14 protein-coding genes and 2 pseudogenes are annotated in these 16,408 nt (G+C 73.4%); 4 read left to right on the top strand and 12 right to left on the bottom strand.

The genetic code is table 11. The features are described 5' to 3' along the window. Nucleotides 1-60 precede the first annotated feature (60 nt). Entirely contained in the window at nucleotides 61-906 is an 846-nt protein-coding gene (locus ACT2CW_RS28200) for an NmrA family transcriptional regulator (protein WP_445518636.1), read from the top strand. A 59-nt stretch (nucleotides 907-965) separates the two neighbouring features. Here the strand turns inward: ACT2CW_RS28200 and ACT2CW_RS28195 are convergent, their stop codons facing one another. From ACT2CW_RS28195 to ribA, 7 genes are all read right to left on the bottom strand, one after another. Further along, the gene (locus tag ACT2CW_RS28195) at nucleotides 966-3,506 is read right to left on the bottom strand and encodes a SpoIIE family protein phosphatase (RefSeq protein ID WP_445518635.1); all 2,541 of its coding nucleotides are present in this window, start codon (nucleotides 3,504-3,506) and stop codon (nucleotides 966-968) included. Between the two features lie 231 nt (nucleotides 3,507-3,737). Continuing rightward, a complete protein-coding gene (locus tag ACT2CW_RS28190; protein WP_445518634.1) occupies nucleotides 3,738-3,938 on the bottom strand; it encodes a hypothetical protein in 201 nt (66 codons plus the stop codon). Nucleotides 3,939-4,117: 179 nt separating this feature from the next. Beyond that, complete coding sequence (locus ACT2CW_RS28185) at nucleotides 4,118-5,029, bottom strand: NAD(P)H-binding protein (protein WP_445518633.1); 912 nt, start codon at nucleotides 5,027-5,029, stop codon at nucleotides 4,118-4,120. 2 nt (nucleotides 5,030-5,031) lie between these two features. Further along, complete coding sequence (locus ACT2CW_RS28180; RefSeq protein ID WP_445518632.1) at nucleotides 5,032-7,164, bottom strand: xanthine dehydrogenase family protein molybdopterin-binding subunit; 2,133 nt, start codon at nucleotides 7,162-7,164, stop codon at nucleotides 5,032-5,034. Then, nucleotides 7,161-8,150 (bottom strand): FAD binding domain-containing protein, encoded by a 990-nt coding sequence (locus tag ACT2CW_RS28175; RefSeq protein WP_445518631.1) that lies wholly within the window; start codon nucleotides 8,148-8,150, stop codon nucleotides 7,161-7,163. Before ACT2CW_RS28175 ends, ACT2CW_RS28180 begins: the two co-directional genes overlap by 4 nt. Beyond that, on the bottom strand, nucleotides 8,147-8,653 hold the full coding sequence (locus ACT2CW_RS28170; RefSeq protein WP_138911416.1) for a (2Fe-2S)-binding protein: 507 nt from the start codon (nucleotides 8,651-8,653) through the stop codon (nucleotides 8,147-8,149). Before ACT2CW_RS28170 ends, ACT2CW_RS28175 begins: the two co-directional genes overlap by 4 nt. A gap of 180 nt (nucleotides 8,654-8,833) precedes the next feature. Continuing rightward, a complete protein-coding gene (gene ribA / locus ACT2CW_RS28165) occupies nucleotides 8,834-9,490 on the bottom strand; it encodes a GTP cyclohydrolase II (protein WP_164434161.1) in 657 nt (218 codons plus the stop codon). A 97-nt stretch (nucleotides 9,491-9,587) separates the two neighbouring features. Here ribA and ACT2CW_RS28160 point away from each other — a divergent pair, with 97 nt between their 5' ends. Together ACT2CW_RS28160 and ACT2CW_RS28155 are read left to right on the top strand one after the other, a co-directional pair. Then, the gene (locus tag ACT2CW_RS28160) at nucleotides 9,588-10,340 is read left to right on the top strand and encodes a creatininase family protein (protein ID WP_445518630.1); all 753 of its coding nucleotides are present in this window, start codon (nucleotides 9,588-9,590) and stop codon (nucleotides 10,338-10,340) included. Beyond that, a pseudogene (locus ACT2CW_RS28155) lies at nucleotides 10,337-10,972 on the top strand (RibD family protein); the annotation flags it as partial. The gene ACT2CW_RS28160 and the pseudogene ACT2CW_RS28155, both read left to right, overlap by 4 nt. 276 nt (nucleotides 10,973-11,248) lie before the next feature. On the opposite strand, the pseudogene ACT2CW_RS28150 reads toward ACT2CW_RS28155, so the two are convergent. The 5 genes and pseudogenes from ACT2CW_RS28150 to ACT2CW_RS28130 all read right to left on the bottom strand — a co-directional run. Then, nucleotides 11,249-11,998, bottom strand: a pseudogene (locus ACT2CW_RS28150) (lysylphosphatidylglycerol synthase transmembrane domain-containing protein); the annotation flags it as partial. A gap of 86 nt (nucleotides 11,999-12,084) precedes the next feature. Beyond that, nucleotides 12,085-12,990: an SAM-dependent methyltransferase gene (locus ACT2CW_RS28145; protein ID WP_445518629.1), complete on the bottom strand. Its 906-nt coding sequence runs from the start codon at nucleotides 12,988-12,990 to the stop codon at nucleotides 12,085-12,087. Further along, nucleotides 12,918-14,024, bottom strand: a complete 1,107-nt coding sequence (locus ACT2CW_RS28140; protein WP_445518628.1) for a glycosyltransferase family 4 protein — start codon at nucleotides 14,022-14,024, stop codon at nucleotides 12,918-12,920. The genes ACT2CW_RS28145 and ACT2CW_RS28140 overlap by 73 nt, the downstream gene beginning before the upstream one ends. Further along, entirely contained in the window at nucleotides 14,021-14,419 is a 399-nt protein-coding gene (locus ACT2CW_RS28135; RefSeq protein WP_164436378.1) for a 6-pyruvoyl trahydropterin synthase family protein, read from the bottom strand. Before ACT2CW_RS28135 ends, ACT2CW_RS28140 begins: the two co-directional genes overlap by 4 nt. Before the next feature lie 78 nt (nucleotides 14,420-14,497). Further along, nucleotides 14,498-15,496: a zinc-dependent alcohol dehydrogenase gene (locus tag ACT2CW_RS28130; protein ID WP_445518627.1), complete on the bottom strand. Its 999-nt coding sequence runs from the start codon at nucleotides 15,494-15,496 to the stop codon at nucleotides 14,498-14,500. 118 nt (nucleotides 15,497-15,614) lie between these two features. Here ACT2CW_RS28130 and ACT2CW_RS28125 point away from each other — a divergent pair, with 118 nt between their 5' ends. Beyond that, entirely contained in the window at nucleotides 15,615-16,373 is a 759-nt protein-coding gene (locus ACT2CW_RS28125; RefSeq protein ID WP_445518626.1) for a CDP-alcohol phosphatidyltransferase family protein, read from the top strand. The last annotated feature ends 35 nt before the right edge of the window (nucleotides 16,374-16,408 follow it).

Raw genomic sequence — 16,408 nt, 5'->3', positions numbered from 1 at the left:
CGCATGTGGCGAAGCCTCTCGGCCATGGTCCGTCTCACTGCCCGCGAGTTGACTGGCCGTATGACGACACAGAACACGGAACACCCGACCGTCCTGGTGCTCGGTGGCACCGGCAAGACCGGTCGCCGGGTCGCGGACCGGCTGAGGCGGGCCGGACACCCGGTGCGGATCGGCTCCCGGTCCGGTGAGACGCCGTTCGACTGGGCGGACCCGCGCACCTGGGAGCCCGCGCTGGACGGGGCCGCCGCCGCGTACCTCGCGTACTACCCCGACGTCTGCGATCCGGGCGCCGCCGCCACCCTCCGCGCCTTCGCCGAACGGGCGGCCGAGCGCGGCACCCGGCGGCTGGTGCTGCTCTCCGCCCGGGGCGTGGCGGCGGCGCTGCCCGCCGAGGAGGCGGTGCGGGTGCCCGGCGTGACGGCGACCGTGCTGCGGGCGAGCTGGTTCTTCCAGAACTTCGACGAGGGCGTTCTGCGCGACGGGGTGCTCGATGGCGAGATCGTCTTCCCGGCCGGGGACGTCAAGGAGCCCTTCGTGGACGCCGACGACATCGCCGAGGTCGCGGTCGCGGCGCTGACCGGGAACGTACCCGGAGACCGGACGTACGAGATCACCGGGCCTAGGTTGCTGACGTTCGCCGAGGCGGCCGCGGAGATCGCCGGGGCGACGGGCCGCCCGGTGCGCTACGTGCCGGTCTCCGCCGAGAGTTACGGGGCCGCGCTGGTGCGCGACCACGGACTGCCGGACGAGCTGGGGGCGTTTCTGACCGAGCTCTTCGCCACCTTGCTGGACGGGCGCAACGCGCATCTGACGGACGACGTCCGGCGCGTCCTGGGGCGCGAGCCCGGGGACTTCGCCGACTACGCGCGGCGGGCCGCGCGGGGTGGGGCCTGGGTGGACGGCTGAAGCGCGACGGGCACGGGTGCCTTCCGCGGGGTCTTACGCGGCGTGACTTCCGCGGGGCGTCAGGGGAGTGGCTGTTCGGTCCAGATGCACTTGCCGGTGGGGGTGTAGCGGGTGCCCCAGCGGTGGGAGAGGGCCGAGACCAGCTGGAGCCCGCGCCCGCCCTCGTCGGTCTCCGAGGCATGGCGGATCCGCGGGGTGGTCAAGGAGCCGTCGGTCACCTCGCAGATCAGCCCCTCGCCGCGCAGCAGCCGCAGCTCGACCGGGCCCCTGCCGTGCCGGATCGCGTTCGCGACCAACTCGCTGACCAGCAGCTCCGCGGTGGGGGTGAGCGGAGCCAGCCCCCAGTGGGTCAGCTGGTTCCGGACGTGATCGCGCGCCTCGCCCGCGGCGATCGGCCCCTCGGACAGCGGCCAGGCGGCGATGTGGTCCGGGGCGAGCGCATGGGTGCGGGCGATGAGCAGCGCCGCGTCATCGGCGGTGAGCTGCTTCTCCGGCAGCAGCTCGGCCAGCACCTCGTCGCACAGCCGCTCCAGCGACGCGTTCTCGCCCCGGTCCCCGTCGGGCCAGGTGTCCGCCGGGCCGGGCGCGCGGGCCGCGCTGGACAGCGCGCTCGCCAGTTGCCGCATCCCGCGGTCGATGTCCCGGGCGGCGGACTCCACCAGACCGTCGGTGTACAGCGCCAGCAGACTGCCCTCCTCCAGACTCACCTCGGTGGTCTCGAACGGCGGCTGGGCCGCGCCCAGCGGTGGATCGGGGTCGCCGCCGGCGAAGCGGACCGGGTGGCCGGGGCTTACGACGGCCGGTGGCGGATGTCCGGCGCTGGAGAAGACGCAGCTGGCGCCCACCGGGTCGTACACGGCGTACAGGCAGGTCGCGTAGAGGTTGTCCCCCAGCTCGCTCACCACGTCGTTGAGCCGGGTGAGCAATTCGGCGGGCGGGAACTCCAGTTCGGCCAGGGTGCTCACGGCGGTGCGCAGCCGGCCCATGGTGGCCGCCTCGGACAGCCCGTGACCCATCACATCCCCGATGACCAGCGCCACCCGGGCGCCGGACAGCGGGATCACGTCGTACCAGTCACCGCCCACGTCGATGCCCTCGCTGGCGGGCAGATAGCGTGCGGCGGTGGTGACCGAGGACAGCGACGGCAGAGCGCGCGGCAGCAGCCCCCGCTGGAGCTCCTTGGCCCGGGTGTGCTCCATGTCGTACAGCCGGGCGCGCTCGATGGCCTGCCCCATCAGTCCACTGAGCGCGGTGAGCAGGGCCCGCTCCTCCGCGTCGAGCCGGCGCGGCTCGGCGAAGGCGACCACCGAGCAGCCGATGCTCCGGCCGGAGACGATCAACGGCAGAAAGGCCCATGCCTGCTTCTGCGCCGCGGCGGGCCGCCCGGCCATGCCGGGATAGCGCGCGGTGTACTCCTCGGCCGACTCGACGAAGGCGGGCGCCCCGCTGTGGTACACCTCGGAGACCGGCGACACCTCATGGATCGAGGCCCCGTCGATCGCCTCCAGGAAGGGCTGCGGATAGCCGACGGCCCCGGCGATCCGGATCACGTCGCCCTCGATGAGCTGCACCACCATCCCCGAGGCGCCGAACGGCGGCAGCACCCGGTCGGCGATGGCGTTCACCACGTCGCGCATCGTCAGCGCCTGCGCGAGGGCGTTGGTCAGCTCGCCGATCCGCGCGGTGCGCTCGGCCGCCGTGTGCTCGGCCGCGGCCCGCTCCGCCTCCCGCGCCCGGCTCGCGGTGATGTCGGCGGCGTAGACCGTGAGCCCGTTCGGCACCGGGACCAGCCGCATGGAGTACCAGCGCTGATTGGTGGGCCAGCGCACCTCGAACCCGACCGGGGTGCCGCTCTCGGCGGCCCGCCGGTAGCGGCTCCGCAGGCCCGGCTCGGCCTCGTCGACGCTCAGCCGTGTGAAGGCGTCCCACAGCGTGCGGCCGAGCGTCGTCCGAGCAGTGCCGAGCAGCCGCTCGGCCTCGCCGTTGACGAAGGTGATGCGCCAGTCGCCGTCGACCGCGAAGAACGCGTCGCTCATGTGCCAGAGCGCCTGGCTCACCTGGTCGTCGGCCAGCAAGGTGCCGGTGCCGTCCGGGTTCCGGGCCTGGTCCCGGCCGGGAGGGTCCTCCCGCAGCCGCGCGGCGGCCCACGCGGCCAGCGCCTCGACGGCCGCCCACCGCCGCGGTGCGGGCCGCTCGGCCGGGGACATGAGCACCGACAGCGCGCCGGTGACCCCCTCCGGGGTGATCAGCGGAACCGCCAGCAGCCCGCTTCCGGCGGGCAGCGCCGGGCCGGTGCCGTCCCCGGTGCCGAGGGCCGGTGCCCACACCGGTGTGCCCTGGGCCATCGCGCGGGCCGGGGCGCTGGCGCCGGCCGCCTCGACCTGCGCCCAGTCCCGGGCGACCGGACGGATCAGCCCGTGTACCGCCGTGAGCTGCGGTGACCGGGCGCCGGGGCCGCGCAGATGCACCATGCCGCCGAGTCCGCCGGTCTCCGTCACGGCGTGGTCGAGCGCGAATCCGAGCAGATCGGGGCCGCTCAGCCCGTCACCCGCCTGGGTGATCATGCGTATGCGTGCGGCGATGGCCTCGTCCATGCCCATGGGGAAAATTTACTCCCTTGGGGGTGTATGCCAGGGAATGCGCCGTGGGGCGCCCGGCGGACCACGCGGCGGAGCCGCATGCCGGTGCTTTCCCCTACCCGCCCCTTCCCACAACTGGGGCTCCGCCCCAGACCCCGGGGGTCCAGGGGCGGAGCCCCCCCCCACGCGGCGGAGCCGCATATCGTCAGGTGGCGGGAAGGGGCGGGGAGGGGAAACAACCCGCCCCAGGCGTCAGGATCCGTCGGACACCTCCCGACCCGGGCGCCGGTCCGCCGGGGTCAGCGGGGACCGGACGGGCGGCGCCGTGCGGCGCGGGCCCGACCAGGGGGCCGGGACCGCGTCGATGTCCCGCGCCAGCCGATGGGCCGGCGTCTCGTCGTTCACCCGCCAGCTACGGAAGTGCGGCCACGCCTCCTCCGCGGTGCGCTCCATCGGAGAGCCGCAGGGTGATCACGATGGACACCGGCGCCACCGGGGCCGGCACCCGGTCCGGCCGGGGTCGGCCGGGGGATGACCAGGGTGCGCAGCACCGAGCAGAAGATTCCCAGCACGACGACGGCGCCGATGACGCCCAGCAGTACTCGCACCGCGCTTCCGTTCCGCCCACGTCATCACTTGAACATCTCGGGGTGCTCGCGGACGTACTCCCGCACCCCGGTCGCGGGCCTTCCCGTGATCGTCTCGATGTCGTCGGTCCAGCGGTCGTAGCGGTTCTCCGCGTGCAGCCGCGCCATCGTGGCGAGGTGGTCGAAGAGGTGGTCGGGCAGGCCAAGCGCCTTCAGGTCGTGGTTGACCCAGGCCTCGTAGGAGACGTCCACATAGGCGACCGGCCGGCCGAGCGCGTCGGCGAACTCCTCGGCCATGGTGGTCATGTCGACCGAGGCCGGGCCGGTCAGATGGTAGGTCCTGCCGATGTGCGAGGAGGGGTCCACCAGGATCGCCGCCACCACCGCGGCGACGTCCCGCGCCGCGACCGGGGAGGTGCGCCCGGCGCCGAACGGCAGCCGGATCGTGCCCTCCTCCGCGATGGAGCGGTAGGCGAAGACCGAGAACAGCGGATTCTCCAGGAAGACGGTGGGCCTCAGGTGGGTGACGGGCAGCCCGGACCAGTTGAGCGCCTGCTCGGCCAGCCAGTGCTGCCGCTGCTGCGTCGACTCCGAGGTGCTGGTGAGGTCCATCTGGGAGACCGTCATCTGCGACATGTTGACCAGCGCGTCCAGCCGCGCGTAGTCGCGGGCGACCGCCGCCGTGGTCATCGTCGCCTCCAGGTACGTCGGCGAGACGCTCATGCCGAAGTACATCCGCCCGCAGCCGTCCAGCACCCGGACCACATCCGGGGCGCGGGTCAGATCGCCCGCCACCACCTCCGCGCCCGTGGCGCGCAGGGCCTCGGCCCGCTCGTCCTCGCGGTGGACCATGGCGCGCACGGGCAGTCCGCGGCGGCGCAACTCCTCCACCACGGTGCGGCCGACGGCTCCGATGCTGCCCGCGGCGCCGGTCACCAGGATCGGTGGCTCGGGCATGGCTAGGACACCAGCTTGTCCAGGGTGATGGGCAGTTCCCGGATCCGGACGCCGGTGGCGTGGTGCACGGCGTTGGCGATGGCCGCGGCGGTGCCCGTGATGCCCACCTCACCGAGGCCCTTGGCCCCCATGGGGTTGGTGTACGGATCGGACTCGTCCACCCAGTGGGCCTCGATCGCGTGGACATCGGCGGCGGAGGCGATGTGGTACTGGGCGAAGTCCTGGTTGACCACATGGCCGAACCGCGGGTCCAGCACGCTGTGTTCGTACAGCGCCATCGAGATCCCCTGGGTCATTCCGCCGATCAGCTGGGAGCGGGCCGTCTTGGGGTTGATGACCCGGCCCACGTCGAACATCCCCAGCAGCCGCGCCACCCGCACCTCGCCGGTGTCCTCGTCCACCCATACCTCGGCGAACTGGGCGCCGAAGCTGTGCATCGCATAGCGCTCGGCCTCCGGATTGCCGCCGGACAGCTCCGCGGTGACCTCCAGCCCCTCCGCCGGCGCGACACCGCCGTGCTCGGCCTGGAGCCGGGCTCGCAGCCGGTCCGCCGCCTCCCAGATCGCGGTGCCCCAGCTGTTGATGCCCGCCGAGAACCCGGCGACCGACGCGGCCGGCAGCGCCGTGTCCCCGATCCGCATCTCCACCTGCCCCACGGGGACGCTCAGCGCGTCCGCGGCGATCTGGGTGAGCGCCGTCCAGGTGCCGGTGCCCAGGTCGGCGGCGGCGATCCGGACCGTGTAGTGGCCGTCCGGGGCGAGCCGGATCGTGGCCGCGTTGCCGGGGAAGCGCAGGGAGGGGTACGTCGAGGCGGCCACCCCGGTGCCCACCATCCAGCGCCCCTCGCGGTGGGAACGGGGGACCGGGTCGCGCCGGTCCCAGCCGGCCCGGCGGGCGCCCTCGCGCAGACAGTCCGTCAGATGGCGGCTGGAGAACGGCAGCCCGGACTCCGGATGCACCTCCGGCTCATTGCGGATCCGGAACTCCACCGGGTCGAGACCGCAGGCGATCGCCATCTCGTCCAGCGCCGACTCCAGCGCGAACATCCCCTGCGCCTCGCCCGGCGCCCGCATGATCGTGGGCACCGGGACATCCAGCGGGGCCAGCCGGTGGGTGGTGCGCCGGTGCGGCGCCGCGTACATCAACCGGGAGCAGACGGCCACCTGCTCCGCGTACCCCTTGGCCTTGGCGGTCTGCTCGATCACCTCGTGGGAGAGCGCGGTCAGCCTGCCGTCCCGGCCGGCGCCCAGCCGGATCCGCTGGATCGACGCCGGGCGGTAGCCGACCAGGGCGAACATCTGCTGCCGGGTCAGCGAGAACTTGACCGGCCGCCGGACCATCCGGGCCGCCATCGCGGCGAGCACGGCGTACGAGTGGGGGTAGACCTTCGAGCCGAACGCGCCCCCGACATGCGGGGAGATCACCCGCACCCGCCCCGGCTCGAGACCCAGCACCCCGGAGATCAGGGCCTGGCTCATGGAGGCGCCCTGGGTGGAGCAGCGCACGATCAGCTCACCGTCCAGCCAGGTGACCACGGCGGTGTGCGGCTCCATCGGGTTGTTGTGGTACATCGGCGTGGAGTACGTGGCGTCCACCATGGTCGGCGACGCCGCCAGCGCCGTGTCCACGTCCCCCAGCACACTGTCGGCGGGCGAGCCGTCCTGGAGCTCTCCGCCGCCCGAGCCGAAGATGGCGGCGTCCACCGGGGCGTAGAGGTCGCCGCGGTCGGCGCGCAGCGCCACATCGGGGGGCCGGCTCTCGTAGTCCACGCGGACGAGCCCCGCCGCGCGGCGCGCGGTCTCCAGGCTCTCGGCCACCACCGCCCCGATGAACTGGCCGCGCCAGGCGACCTCGTCGGTCTGGAGCACCGCGAGCTCCGGATCGTCCGGGCGGGTCAGCGTGGGGGCGTTGAGATGGCTGAGCACCGCCAGCACCCCCGGCTCCGCCTCCGCGAGCGCGCCGTCCACCCCGGTGACCCGCCCGGCGGCGATCGTGGACTGGAGCGGATACAGATAGACGGGCTGGTCGAGGGGCCATTCATAGGCGTAGGTGGCGGTGCCGGTGACCTTCTGCACACCGTCGATACGGTCCATCGGAATGCCGATGGCGCGGGGGCGTGCCGTGACGTCGCTCATCGCGCCTCCTCCAGCAGCTCCAGCAGGGTGGCGACCATCGTGTTGCGGGCGAGCGGGACCTTGAAGGCGTTGCCCGCCAGCGGCCGCGCCGCGGCCAGCTCGGCGGCGGCCGCGTCCACGAAGCTCTCCCGCGTGGCGGGCGCGCCGCGCAGCACCGCCTCGGCCGTGATGGCCCGCCAGGGCTTGTGCGCCACCCCGCCCAGCGCGATGCGTGCGTCCCGTACCGCCCCGTCGGTGACCTCCAGCGCGGCGGCGACCGAGACCAGCGCGAAGGCGTACGAGGCGCGGTCGCGCACCTTGCGGTAGCGGGAGCGGGTCGCGGCGTGCGGGGGCGGCAGCTCCACCCCGGTGATCAGCTCACCGCGCTCCAGCACGGTGTCGCGGTCGGGGGTGTCCTCCGGCAGCCGGTGCAGCTGGGTCAGCGGGATCCGCCGCTCGGCGGCCGGGCCGGCCACCGTCACCACCGCGTCAAGGGCGGCCAGCGCGACGGCCATGTCGGAGGGGTGGGTGGCCACACAGGCGGGGGAGGCGCCCAGGATCGCCATATCGCGCTGATAGCCCTCCACCGCCGAGCAGCCCGAGCCCGGTATGCGCTTGTTGCAGGGGGTGGTGACGTTCTGGAAGTACGGGCAGCGGGTGCGCTGGAGCAGATTGCCGCCGGTGGTGGCGAGGTTGCGCAGCTGGCCCGAGGCGCCCGAGAGCAGCGCCTGGGAGAGCACCGGATAGCGCCGCCGGACCCGTAGGTCGGCGGCCAGATCGCTGTTGGGCACCGCCGCGCCGATCCGCAGCCCCCCGTCGGGCAGGTCCTCGATCCGGTCCGAGGTCAGCCGCCGGACGTCGATCAGCACCTCCGGGGTCGTCACCTCAAGACGCATCAGATCGACCAGATTGGTGCCCCCGGCCAGATAGGCCGCCTCGGGTTCCCTCACCAGGGTGGCGACGGCCGCCGGCACCTCATCGGCGCGTTCGTAGCGAAAGGGCTTCATCGGTGCGCCACCTCCGCGATCGCCGGGACGATGTTCGCGTACGCGGCGCAGCGGCACAGATTGCCACTCATCCGCTCGGCGATCTCCTCGTCGTCGAGCACCACATCGGTGGCGCCGGGGTCCTTGCTCGCGGCGCTGGGCCAGCCCTCCCCGGCCTCCTGGAGCATCCCGGCCGCCGAGACGATCTGGCCGGGTGTGCAGTAGCCGCACTGGAAGGCGTCATGGGCGATGAACGACCGCTGGAGCGGATGCAGCTCACCGTCGGTGAGCCCGGCCGCCGTGACGATGTCCGCGCCCTGGTGGGCGACGGCCAGCGCGAGGCAGCCGAGGATCCGGCGGCCGTCGAGCAGCAGGGTGCAGGCGCCGCACTGTCCGTGGTCGCAGCCCTTCTTGGGGCTGGTGTTCCCCAGCTGCTCGCGCAGGGCGTCCAGCAGCGTCGTACGGGTGTCGACGGTGAGGCGGTGCTCGGTCCCGTCCACCCGGAGCTCGATCTCCAGGTCCATGGTCCCTACCCTTGATCGTCGTCCTTCGGAACGTCACGCGGCACCCCCATTCTGGGACATATGCGTACTGATCGCCCGTTCGGCGGTATGGTCACGCCGGAACTCCGCACCGCTACGGGCCGCGGCCCACACCCGGCCGACACCGGTGGACCAGGCCGCGGCCCGGGGCCAGGGCCGCCTTCAGGTGCGCTGGATCACGGCTTCCAGATGGGGCAGATAGTGGTCCATGCGATCCCGCTTGGTGAGCAGATACGGGAGGTTCTCCTTGTGCGGAGTCATCAGCAGCGGCACCTGCTCGCTGACCCGGACGCCGTGCCGCAGCAGCGCGTCCCGCTTCTGGGGGTTGTTGGACAGCAGCCGCACGGAGCGCACCTCGAGGTCGTGCAGGACGTCCGCCGCCACCTTGTAGTCGCGGGCGTCGGCCGGCAGGCCGAGGGCGAGGTTGGCCTCGACGGTGTCCAGCCCCTCGGACTGGAGCTTCATCGCCTGGAGCTTGGCGAGCAGCCCGATCCCGCGCCCCTCATGGCCCCTCAGGTACACCAGAACGCCCCGGCCTTCGGCCACGATCGCCTTCAGCGCGGCGGAGAGCTGGTCGCCGCACTCGCAGTGGCGGGAGCCGAACGCGTCTCCGGTGAGGCACTCGGAATGCAGTCGGGTAAGCGCTTCCTCCCCGCCGACATCGCCGTATACCAGGGCTATTTGTTCATCACCGCGCACGAGGTCCCGATAGCCGATCGCGTGAAAGTCGCCATGCTTCGTGGCCAGCCGGACATTCACCACTCGTTCGACACCCGAGGTGCCGGTGTCGACATCGAACACACCATCACTTTCTGTCATGTCCCGATCTTATCTGGAAAACCACCGCCCTTGTACAGGAGAATGAGAAAGCCGCAGCAACAAGCTGTCCGGCCGACGTATGAAAGGTCCACGAGATATGAGCGGTTCGGGAACGCGCCCGCAGGCCGGCATGGTGTTGCCGACACGGACGACGGAGGAAGTGCGGGCCGACCGGGCCGAAGTCGCCGTTCTTCCGGTAGGCAGCTTCGAACAACACGGCGCCTTTCTCCCGCTGGTGACCGACACGGTCATCGCCTGCACGGTCGCGGCGGAGATCGCGGCCGCGTATCCGGTTCTCCAGCTGCCCCCGGTGACGGTCTCCTGCTCCCATGAACACGCCGCCTGGCCAGGGACGGTGTCGATTTCCGCGGCCACCCTCTACGCCGTCGTCCGCGATATCGCGGACTCCCTCAGGCGCTCGGGTATACGCGGTCTGATTCTGGTGAACGGACACGGCGGAAATTACGTACTGCGCAACATCGTTCAGGAATCCGCGGGCACTGACTTCCGCATGGCGCTATTCCCCGGATCGGCCGACTGGGAGACCGCGAGGACGCGCGCCGGAGTACGCACCCCGGCCAACAGCGATATGCATGCGGGCGAACTGGAGACATCGATCCTCCTGCATGCCCATCCGGAACTCGTACGGCCCGGTCATGAAACCTCCGACTGGATATCCGACGATCGGAAACATCTGCTCACCCTCGGTATGTCCGCCTATACGGAAACCGGGGTCGTCGGCCGTCCGTCCAGGGCGTCCGCGGATAAGGGAAAGGAACTCCTGGCCGGGCTCGTCGACTGCTTCGCCGAGTATCTTTCCCTGGTCGGTGCCGAGAAGGAGGCGGGATGACCTTCCTGGAGACGGAAGAGGCATGGGAGCGGCTGCGCTCCGTCCGGACCGAGTCGGACGCGGGGGCGGCCGGTCTGGTCCGGGGCCCGGACGGCCGGTGGCGGTGGAGCGAGGCCGCCTCGCCGGAGGCCCGGCTCCTGGTCGACCGCTATCTCCCGCTGTGCCTGGCCGGGCCGGGGCTGACCATCGCTCAGCTCGGCCAGAGCCTGGACGGCTTCATCGCCACCCGCACCGGCGACGCCGACTACGTCACCGGCGAGGAGGACCGCCGCCATCTCCACCGGCTGCGCGCCCTCGCCGACGCGGTGGTCGTCGGGGCCGGCACCGCCGTCGCGGACGACCCCCAGCTGACCGTGCGCGCCTGCGCGGGCGCCCATCCGGTGCGGGTCGTGCTCGATCCGCGCGGACGGGTGCCGCTCGACCGACGGGTGTTCACCGATGGCTCAGCTCCGACCCTGTGGGTGGTGGGCACCACCGGTGAGCGCCGGCCGGCGCCGCCGGACGGCGTGGACGTGCTGACGCTTGACGACCCGGACGCCTTTGCCCCCCACCACCTGGTGCGGGCGCTGCGGCGGCGCGGGCTCGGCCGGATACTCGTCGAGGGCGGCGGGGTCACCGTGTCGCGCTTCCTGCACGCGGGGGCGCTGCACCGGCTCTACGTCACCGTGGCCCCGGTCCTGCTCGGCGACGGCATCCCCGGACTGCGCTTCGACGGGACGACCGTCATGCGGAACGCGCTCCGCCCGCCCGTCCGCCGCGACACCCTCGGCGAGGACACCCTCTTCGAACTCGACCTGTCGGCCCCGCAGCCGGCCGTAACCCTGGACGGCCAGCACCAGAACACCGGGGAGGCTCGCGGCGAAGGTGAGCACCCCGTAGACCACGGCCACGGTCAGCCCCTGGCTCGCACCGAGGCCCGCGGCGCCGAAGGCCCAGGCGGTCACGCCCTCGCGGGGGCCCCAGCCGCCGACGTTCAGCGGCAGGGCCATGGCGATCAGGGCGAGCACCATCAGGGGCACCAGCTCGGTCAGCGGGGCGTCTGACCCCGCCACCCGGGCGGCCAGGACGAACGTCGTCAGATGCCCGGCCAGCACCACCACCGAGGAGATCACCACCCCCGGCCAGCTGCCCCGGGCCAGCAGCCCGCGGCGCGCCTCGAGGAGCGCGCCGCGGACCGCGCCCCGCCGCCGCCCGGCCACCGGCGCCGCGCGGCGGCGGCGCCGGACGGCCACCACCGCGAGGAGCGCCAGGACGCACCCCGCGGCCAGTGCCCAGGCCGCGGCCGGCCCGCCGATCAGCCGGCCGGTGTGCTCCAGGGCCACGGAGGGGTGGGCCAGCAGGATCGCCACCCCCACCGCGATCAGCACCACCTGGCCCGCGACCCGCTCCAGCACCACCGCGCGCACGCCCCGGCCGACATCCCCCGCGTCCCGCCCGTGCCGCACCGCGCGGTGCACATCGCCCAGCACCCCGCCGGGCAGCGCGGCGTTGAGGAACAGCGCGCGGTAGTAGTCGGCGACGGCCGGGCCCAGCGGCAGCCGGATCCGCAGCCCCCGCGCCACCAGACACCAGCGCCAGGCGCTGAAGACCGTGGTGAGCAGGCCGAGGCCGACCGCCGCCAGCAGGGTGGGCCCGTCGATGGTGCGCAAGCCGTCCACGAAGGCCCCGGTGCCCAGCCGCCACAGCACCACCCCGAGGATGGCGACGCCCGCGGCCGCCCCGAGCCGGGCCCGCAGCGCGCCGGTCACGCGGCAGCCCCCAGCGTGCGGGGCGCGGGCAGCGCCAGCAGATCGTGGTGGTGCACCACCACCCGCAGCGCGCCCGCCGCGGCCATCGCCAGCCGGCGGCGCAGATACGCCTCGGCGTGCGCGCCGAGCTCCGGCCGGTGGTCCACGGCCGCGCCCACCCAGCCCCGCAGCCACTCGGCCGTCAGCGCGGAGTGCTCGGCGCCCAGCACCCAGGGGCTGGCGTGGGTCCGTACCGTCGCGCCGTGCCGGGCGAACGCCTCGGAGGCCACCGCCATCGCGTCGGGGCCCACCAGACCGCCGCGCCGCTGATGGGCGTTGAACGCCTCGGTGATCTCCGCGTCCATCGGGTCGGCCGGGGTGAGCTCGACCCGCCCCACCACGGACAGCGCCAGCAGCGCCGGGCACTCCGCCTCGGCGCAGGCCGCGGCGATCCCGTCCACCTCCTCCGGGGTGAGCACGTCCAGCAGCGCGGACGCCGTCACCAGCGAGGCGCCGTCCAGCGTGCTCGCGGTCAGCCGGGAGAGGTCGCCGCGCGCCGTCGCGACGGTGATGCGGCTGCCGTCGGTGGCCGCCCGGGGCATCCGCACCGCCGCCCGGTCCAGCAGATCGGGGTCGCGGTCGTGCAGGATCCACAGCTGCGGACCGCTCAGCCGGGGCGCCAGCCAGCGCCCCATGGAGCCGGTGCCGCAGCCCAGGTCGTGGATCACCAGCGGCGGGCCGGACAGCCGGGGGCCGAGCGCCTCGAGGAGTTCGGGGGAACGGGCCGCCGCGTCGGCGCCCTCCCGCAGCTCCAGCCAGTCGGGGGTGTAACGCGGTACGTCGGTCGTCTTCACGCGGCCCTCCGCGGTTCGTCTCGGAGCTGTTCCAGCGCACCGGCCAGATTGCGGGTGGTGTTCTCCCACCCGGCCAGCGCGGTGCGCCGCTCGTGCGCGGCGGCGGTGAGCCGGCGGCGCGCACCGGGGTCGCCCAGCCAGCGGCGCAGCGCCGCGGTGAGGGCGTCGGGGTCGTCCGGATCGACGAGGATGCCCGGCACCCTGCCGTCGGGCGCCTGCCCGACCGCCTCCGGAACCCCGCCGACGGCGGTGGCCAGCACCGGGATCCCCCGGGCGAGCGCCTCGGTCACCGCCATGCCGTAGGTCTCGGCGTACGAGGCGAGCACCACCGCGTCGGCGGAGGCGTAGCCGGCGTCCAGCTCGGCGCCGGTCCTCGGGCCGAGCAGATGCACCCGGTCGGCCACGCCCAGCTTCTCGACCAGCTCCCGGAGCCGGGCGGCGTACTCCGGGTCCTGCTCGAGCGATCCCACACAGTCGCAACTCCAGGGCAGGTCGTCGATCCGCGCGAGCGCCTCGACCAGCCGCAGCTGCCCCTTGCGCGGGGTCACCGAGGCCACGCACAGCAGCCGCGAGCCGTCGCCGCCGGAGGAGGCGAGCGGCGCGATGTCGGCGCCGGGCGCCGCCACATGGACCCGGTCCGGGACCAGCCCGTGCAGATCGACCAGCCGCCCGGCCGCCCAGGCGCTGGTGGCCACCACCGTCCGCACCGCGCGCAGCGTCCGGCCCTCCAGCGCCTTCAGATCATCGGCCCGGCCGGGGGCCAGCCCCGTCTCGTCGCTCAGCGGCAGATGCACCAGCACCGACAGCCGCAGCCGCTGGGCCTGCGGAACGACGATGTACGGCAGCGCACAGGCCACCAGCCCGTCGAGCAGGACGAGCGTGCCGTCCGCCAGCGCGGTCAGGAGCCGGGTCAGCTCGGCGCGGGCGGCCGGGCCCGGCTGGGGCCAGTCGCCCGCGATGGCGTGCTCCTCGACCCGCCAGCCGGAGCCGGGCAGATCCCGGCAGATCCGCCGGTCGTAGACGTTGCCGCCGCTCGGCGTGGCCGGGTCGGCCACACTGCCGGGCATCACGAAGTGCACCGTGCGCGGTGCGGCCGGGTTCATAGGCCACGCTCGTAACTCGCCCAGGCGACATGCGACTCATGCAGCGTGACGGAGATCCCGGACAGGCCCCGGGCGCCCTCGCCCAGCGCGCCCGAGCGCACCCGCTCGGCGAGGCGGTCGGCGATCACCTTGGCGAGGAACTCGGTGGAGGTGTTGATCCCCTTGAAATCGGGTTCGTCGTCGAGGTTGCGATAGCTGAGCGCGCCGCACACCTCCCCGAGCTCACGGGTGGCCAGGCCGATGTCGACGACGATGTTGTCGTCGTCCAACTCGGCACGGCGGAAGGTGGCGTCCACGAGGAACGTCGCCCCGTGCAACCGCTGCGCGGGTCCGAAGACCTCGCCGCGAAAACTGTGAGCGATCATGATGTGATCGCGAACGGTGATGCTGAACAACGGATGACCCTCCAGATACGGCGCGTCGGGCCCTCAGCCGGGGCACGCCCTCTAGTACGGCCGTCGCGTTCCCCGTGTTCAGCCGGGCGACACGGCAGATTCCGCGTCGTAGCGAACCCGGTGGCACAGCCCCGGAATCTCGCCCGAGGCGAGCCTGGGAAGCACCTCGGGAAGCTCCTCGAAACCGCATTCGCCGGTGACGAGGGCGTCGAAGGCGGGATCGGCGAGCAGTTCGAGCGCCAGCGCCATCCGGTCGCCGTAGGAGCGGCGGGCGCCCCGGGCCGGGGACACCGTCCCCACCTGGCTGCTGCGCACCGTCAGCCGCCGGGAGTGGAACGCCTCGCCCAGCGGCAGGCCGATCCGCCGGTCCCCGTACCAGCTCAGCTCCAGCACGGTGCCCTCGGGGGCGAGGAGCTCCAGCGAGCGCGCGAGCCCCTGCTCGGTGGCGCTGGCGTGCACCACCAGATCGAGGTCGCCCGCCGCCTCCCCGGGGAGCGCGAAGTCCACCCCGAGCGCCCGCGCGACCTCCGCGCGCGCCGGCTCGGCGTCCACCAGTTGCACCCGTACGGCCGGGAACCGGGACAGCACCGCCGCCACGGAGGCACCCACCATCCCCGCCCCCACCACCGCGATCCGGTCGCCCAGCAACGGCGCGGCGTCCCACGCGGCGTTCACCGCGGTCTCCACCGTCCCCGCCAGCACCGCGCGCGGCGCGGGCACGCCCTCGGGCACCGGGGTCACCGCGCTCGCCGGGACCACGAAGCGGGTCTGATGCGGATACAGACTGAAGACGGTGCGCCCCCGCAGGGCCGCCGGTCCCTCCTCGACCAGACCCACATTGAGATAGCCGTACTTCACCGGCCCCGGGAACTCGCCGTCCTGGAACGGCGCGCGCATCGCGCCGTACTGGCTCTCCGGTACGCCACCGCGGAAGACCAGGGTCTCCGTACCGCGGCTCACCCCGGAGCACAGCGTGCGCACCACCACGTCCTCGGGCCCGGGTTCGGCCAGGTCCACCTCCCGTATCTCGCCGTGTCCGGGGTAGTGGAGCCAGAAGGCACGGGCGGTGCGCGTCATACGACGTTCTCCTGAGGGGCTGAACAATCGGAGGGTGGCCCACGTACGGATGACCATGAAGCCGCGAACACGGTACGCGGCACCCATCCACTCCGCCACACAGCCCGGAGGGTGCACGGTGGCCCTGAACAATCCCTACAACACGACGCTGTTGCGCGATCAGCGCGCCGCGGGCGCGGCCGCGTTGCGCAACGAGACAGCCGTGGGCGCGGCCGCGCAGCTGCTGTTGCTCGTCCTGCTCGGCACGGCGATCGACCTGGGCCCCGCGGGCTGGCTGACCGGCCTGGCCTTCGCGGTCGCCACCTGGGTGGTGCTCACCCGTGCCCTCCAGCGGTCCTGGCTCGCCTCCTTCGGCGCGGCCAACCGGGTCACCCTGGCGCGGGCCACGCTCGTCGGCGGGGTGACCGCGCTGGTCGCCGACTCCTTCGAGAGCCCGACGCCGGTCACCGCCCTGGTGTCCCTCACCGCGGTCGCGCTGATCCTCGACGCGGTCGACGGACAGGTGGCGCGCCGCACCGGCACCTCGTCCTCGCTGGGCGCGCGGTTCGACATGGAGGTCGACGCCGTCCTCATCCTGGTGCTCAGCGTCTATGTGGCCACTTTCCTCGGCCCCTGGGTGCTGCTGATCGGCGCCATGCGCTACGCCTTCGTGGCCGCGGCGTGGGCGCTGCCCTGGCTGAACGGCCAGCTGCCCCCGAGCACGGCCCGCAAGACGGTGGCCGCGCTCCAGGGCGTGCTGCTGCTGGTCGTGGGCGCCGATGTGCTTCCGTACCCGGCGGCCTTCGGCGCCGCGCTGCTGGCCCTGACCCTGCTCAGCTGGTCCTTCGCCCGTGACATCAGGTGGCTGTGGCGCACCCGGGAGAGCCGGGCGCAGTGAGCGCGGCGGCGCCGGGCGAGCCCGCCGCCCGCTGC

It is taken from the genome of Streptomyces sp. NEAU-174 (genome assembly GCF_052665095.1).
This window is presented reverse-complemented; position numbering and strand designations above follow the sequence as displayed.

Bases quoted from the DNA above. Each gene is read 5' to 3' on its own strand.
- ACT2CW_RS28175 (WP_445518631.1), bottom strand. From the start codon at position 8,150: ATGAAGCCCTTTCGCTACGAACGCGCCGATGAGGTGCCGGCGGCCGTC.
- ACT2CW_RS28195 (WP_445518635.1), bottom strand. From the start codon at position 3,506: ATGGGCATGGACGAGGCCATCGCCGCACGCATACGCATGATCACCCAG.
- ACT2CW_RS28190 (WP_445518634.1), bottom strand. From the start codon at position 3,938: ATGGAGCGCACCGCGGAGGAGGCGTGGCCGCACTTCCGTAGCTGGCGG.
- ribA (WP_164434161.1), bottom strand. From the start codon at position 9,490: ATGACAGAAAGTGATGGTGTGTTCGATGTCGACACCGGCACCTCGGGT.
- ACT2CW_RS28140 (WP_445518628.1), bottom strand. From the start codon at position 14,024: ATGAACCCGGCCGCACCGCGCACGGTGCACTTCGTGATGCCCGGCAGT.
- ACT2CW_RS28200 (WP_445518636.1), top strand. From the start codon at position 61: ATGACGACACAGAACACGGAACACCCGACCGTCCTGGTGCTCGGTGGC.
- ACT2CW_RS28180 (WP_445518632.1), bottom strand. From the start codon at position 7,164: ATGAGCGACGTCACGGCACGCCCCCGCGCCATCGGCATTCCGATGGAC.
- ACT2CW_RS28130 (WP_445518627.1), bottom strand. From the start codon at position 15,496: ATGACGCGCACCGCCCGTGCCTTCTGGCTCCACTACCCCGGACACGGC.
- ACT2CW_RS28170 (WP_138911416.1), bottom strand. From the start codon at position 8,653: ATGGACCTGGAGATCGAGCTCCGGGTGGACGGGACCGAGCACCGCCTC.
- ACT2CW_RS28185 (WP_445518633.1), bottom strand. From the start codon at position 5,029: ATGCCCGAGCCACCGATCCTGGTGACCGGCGCCGCGGGCAGCATCGGA.
- ACT2CW_RS28160 (WP_445518630.1), top strand. From the start codon at position 9,588: ATGAGCGGTTCGGGAACGCGCCCGCAGGCCGGCATGGTGTTGCCGACA.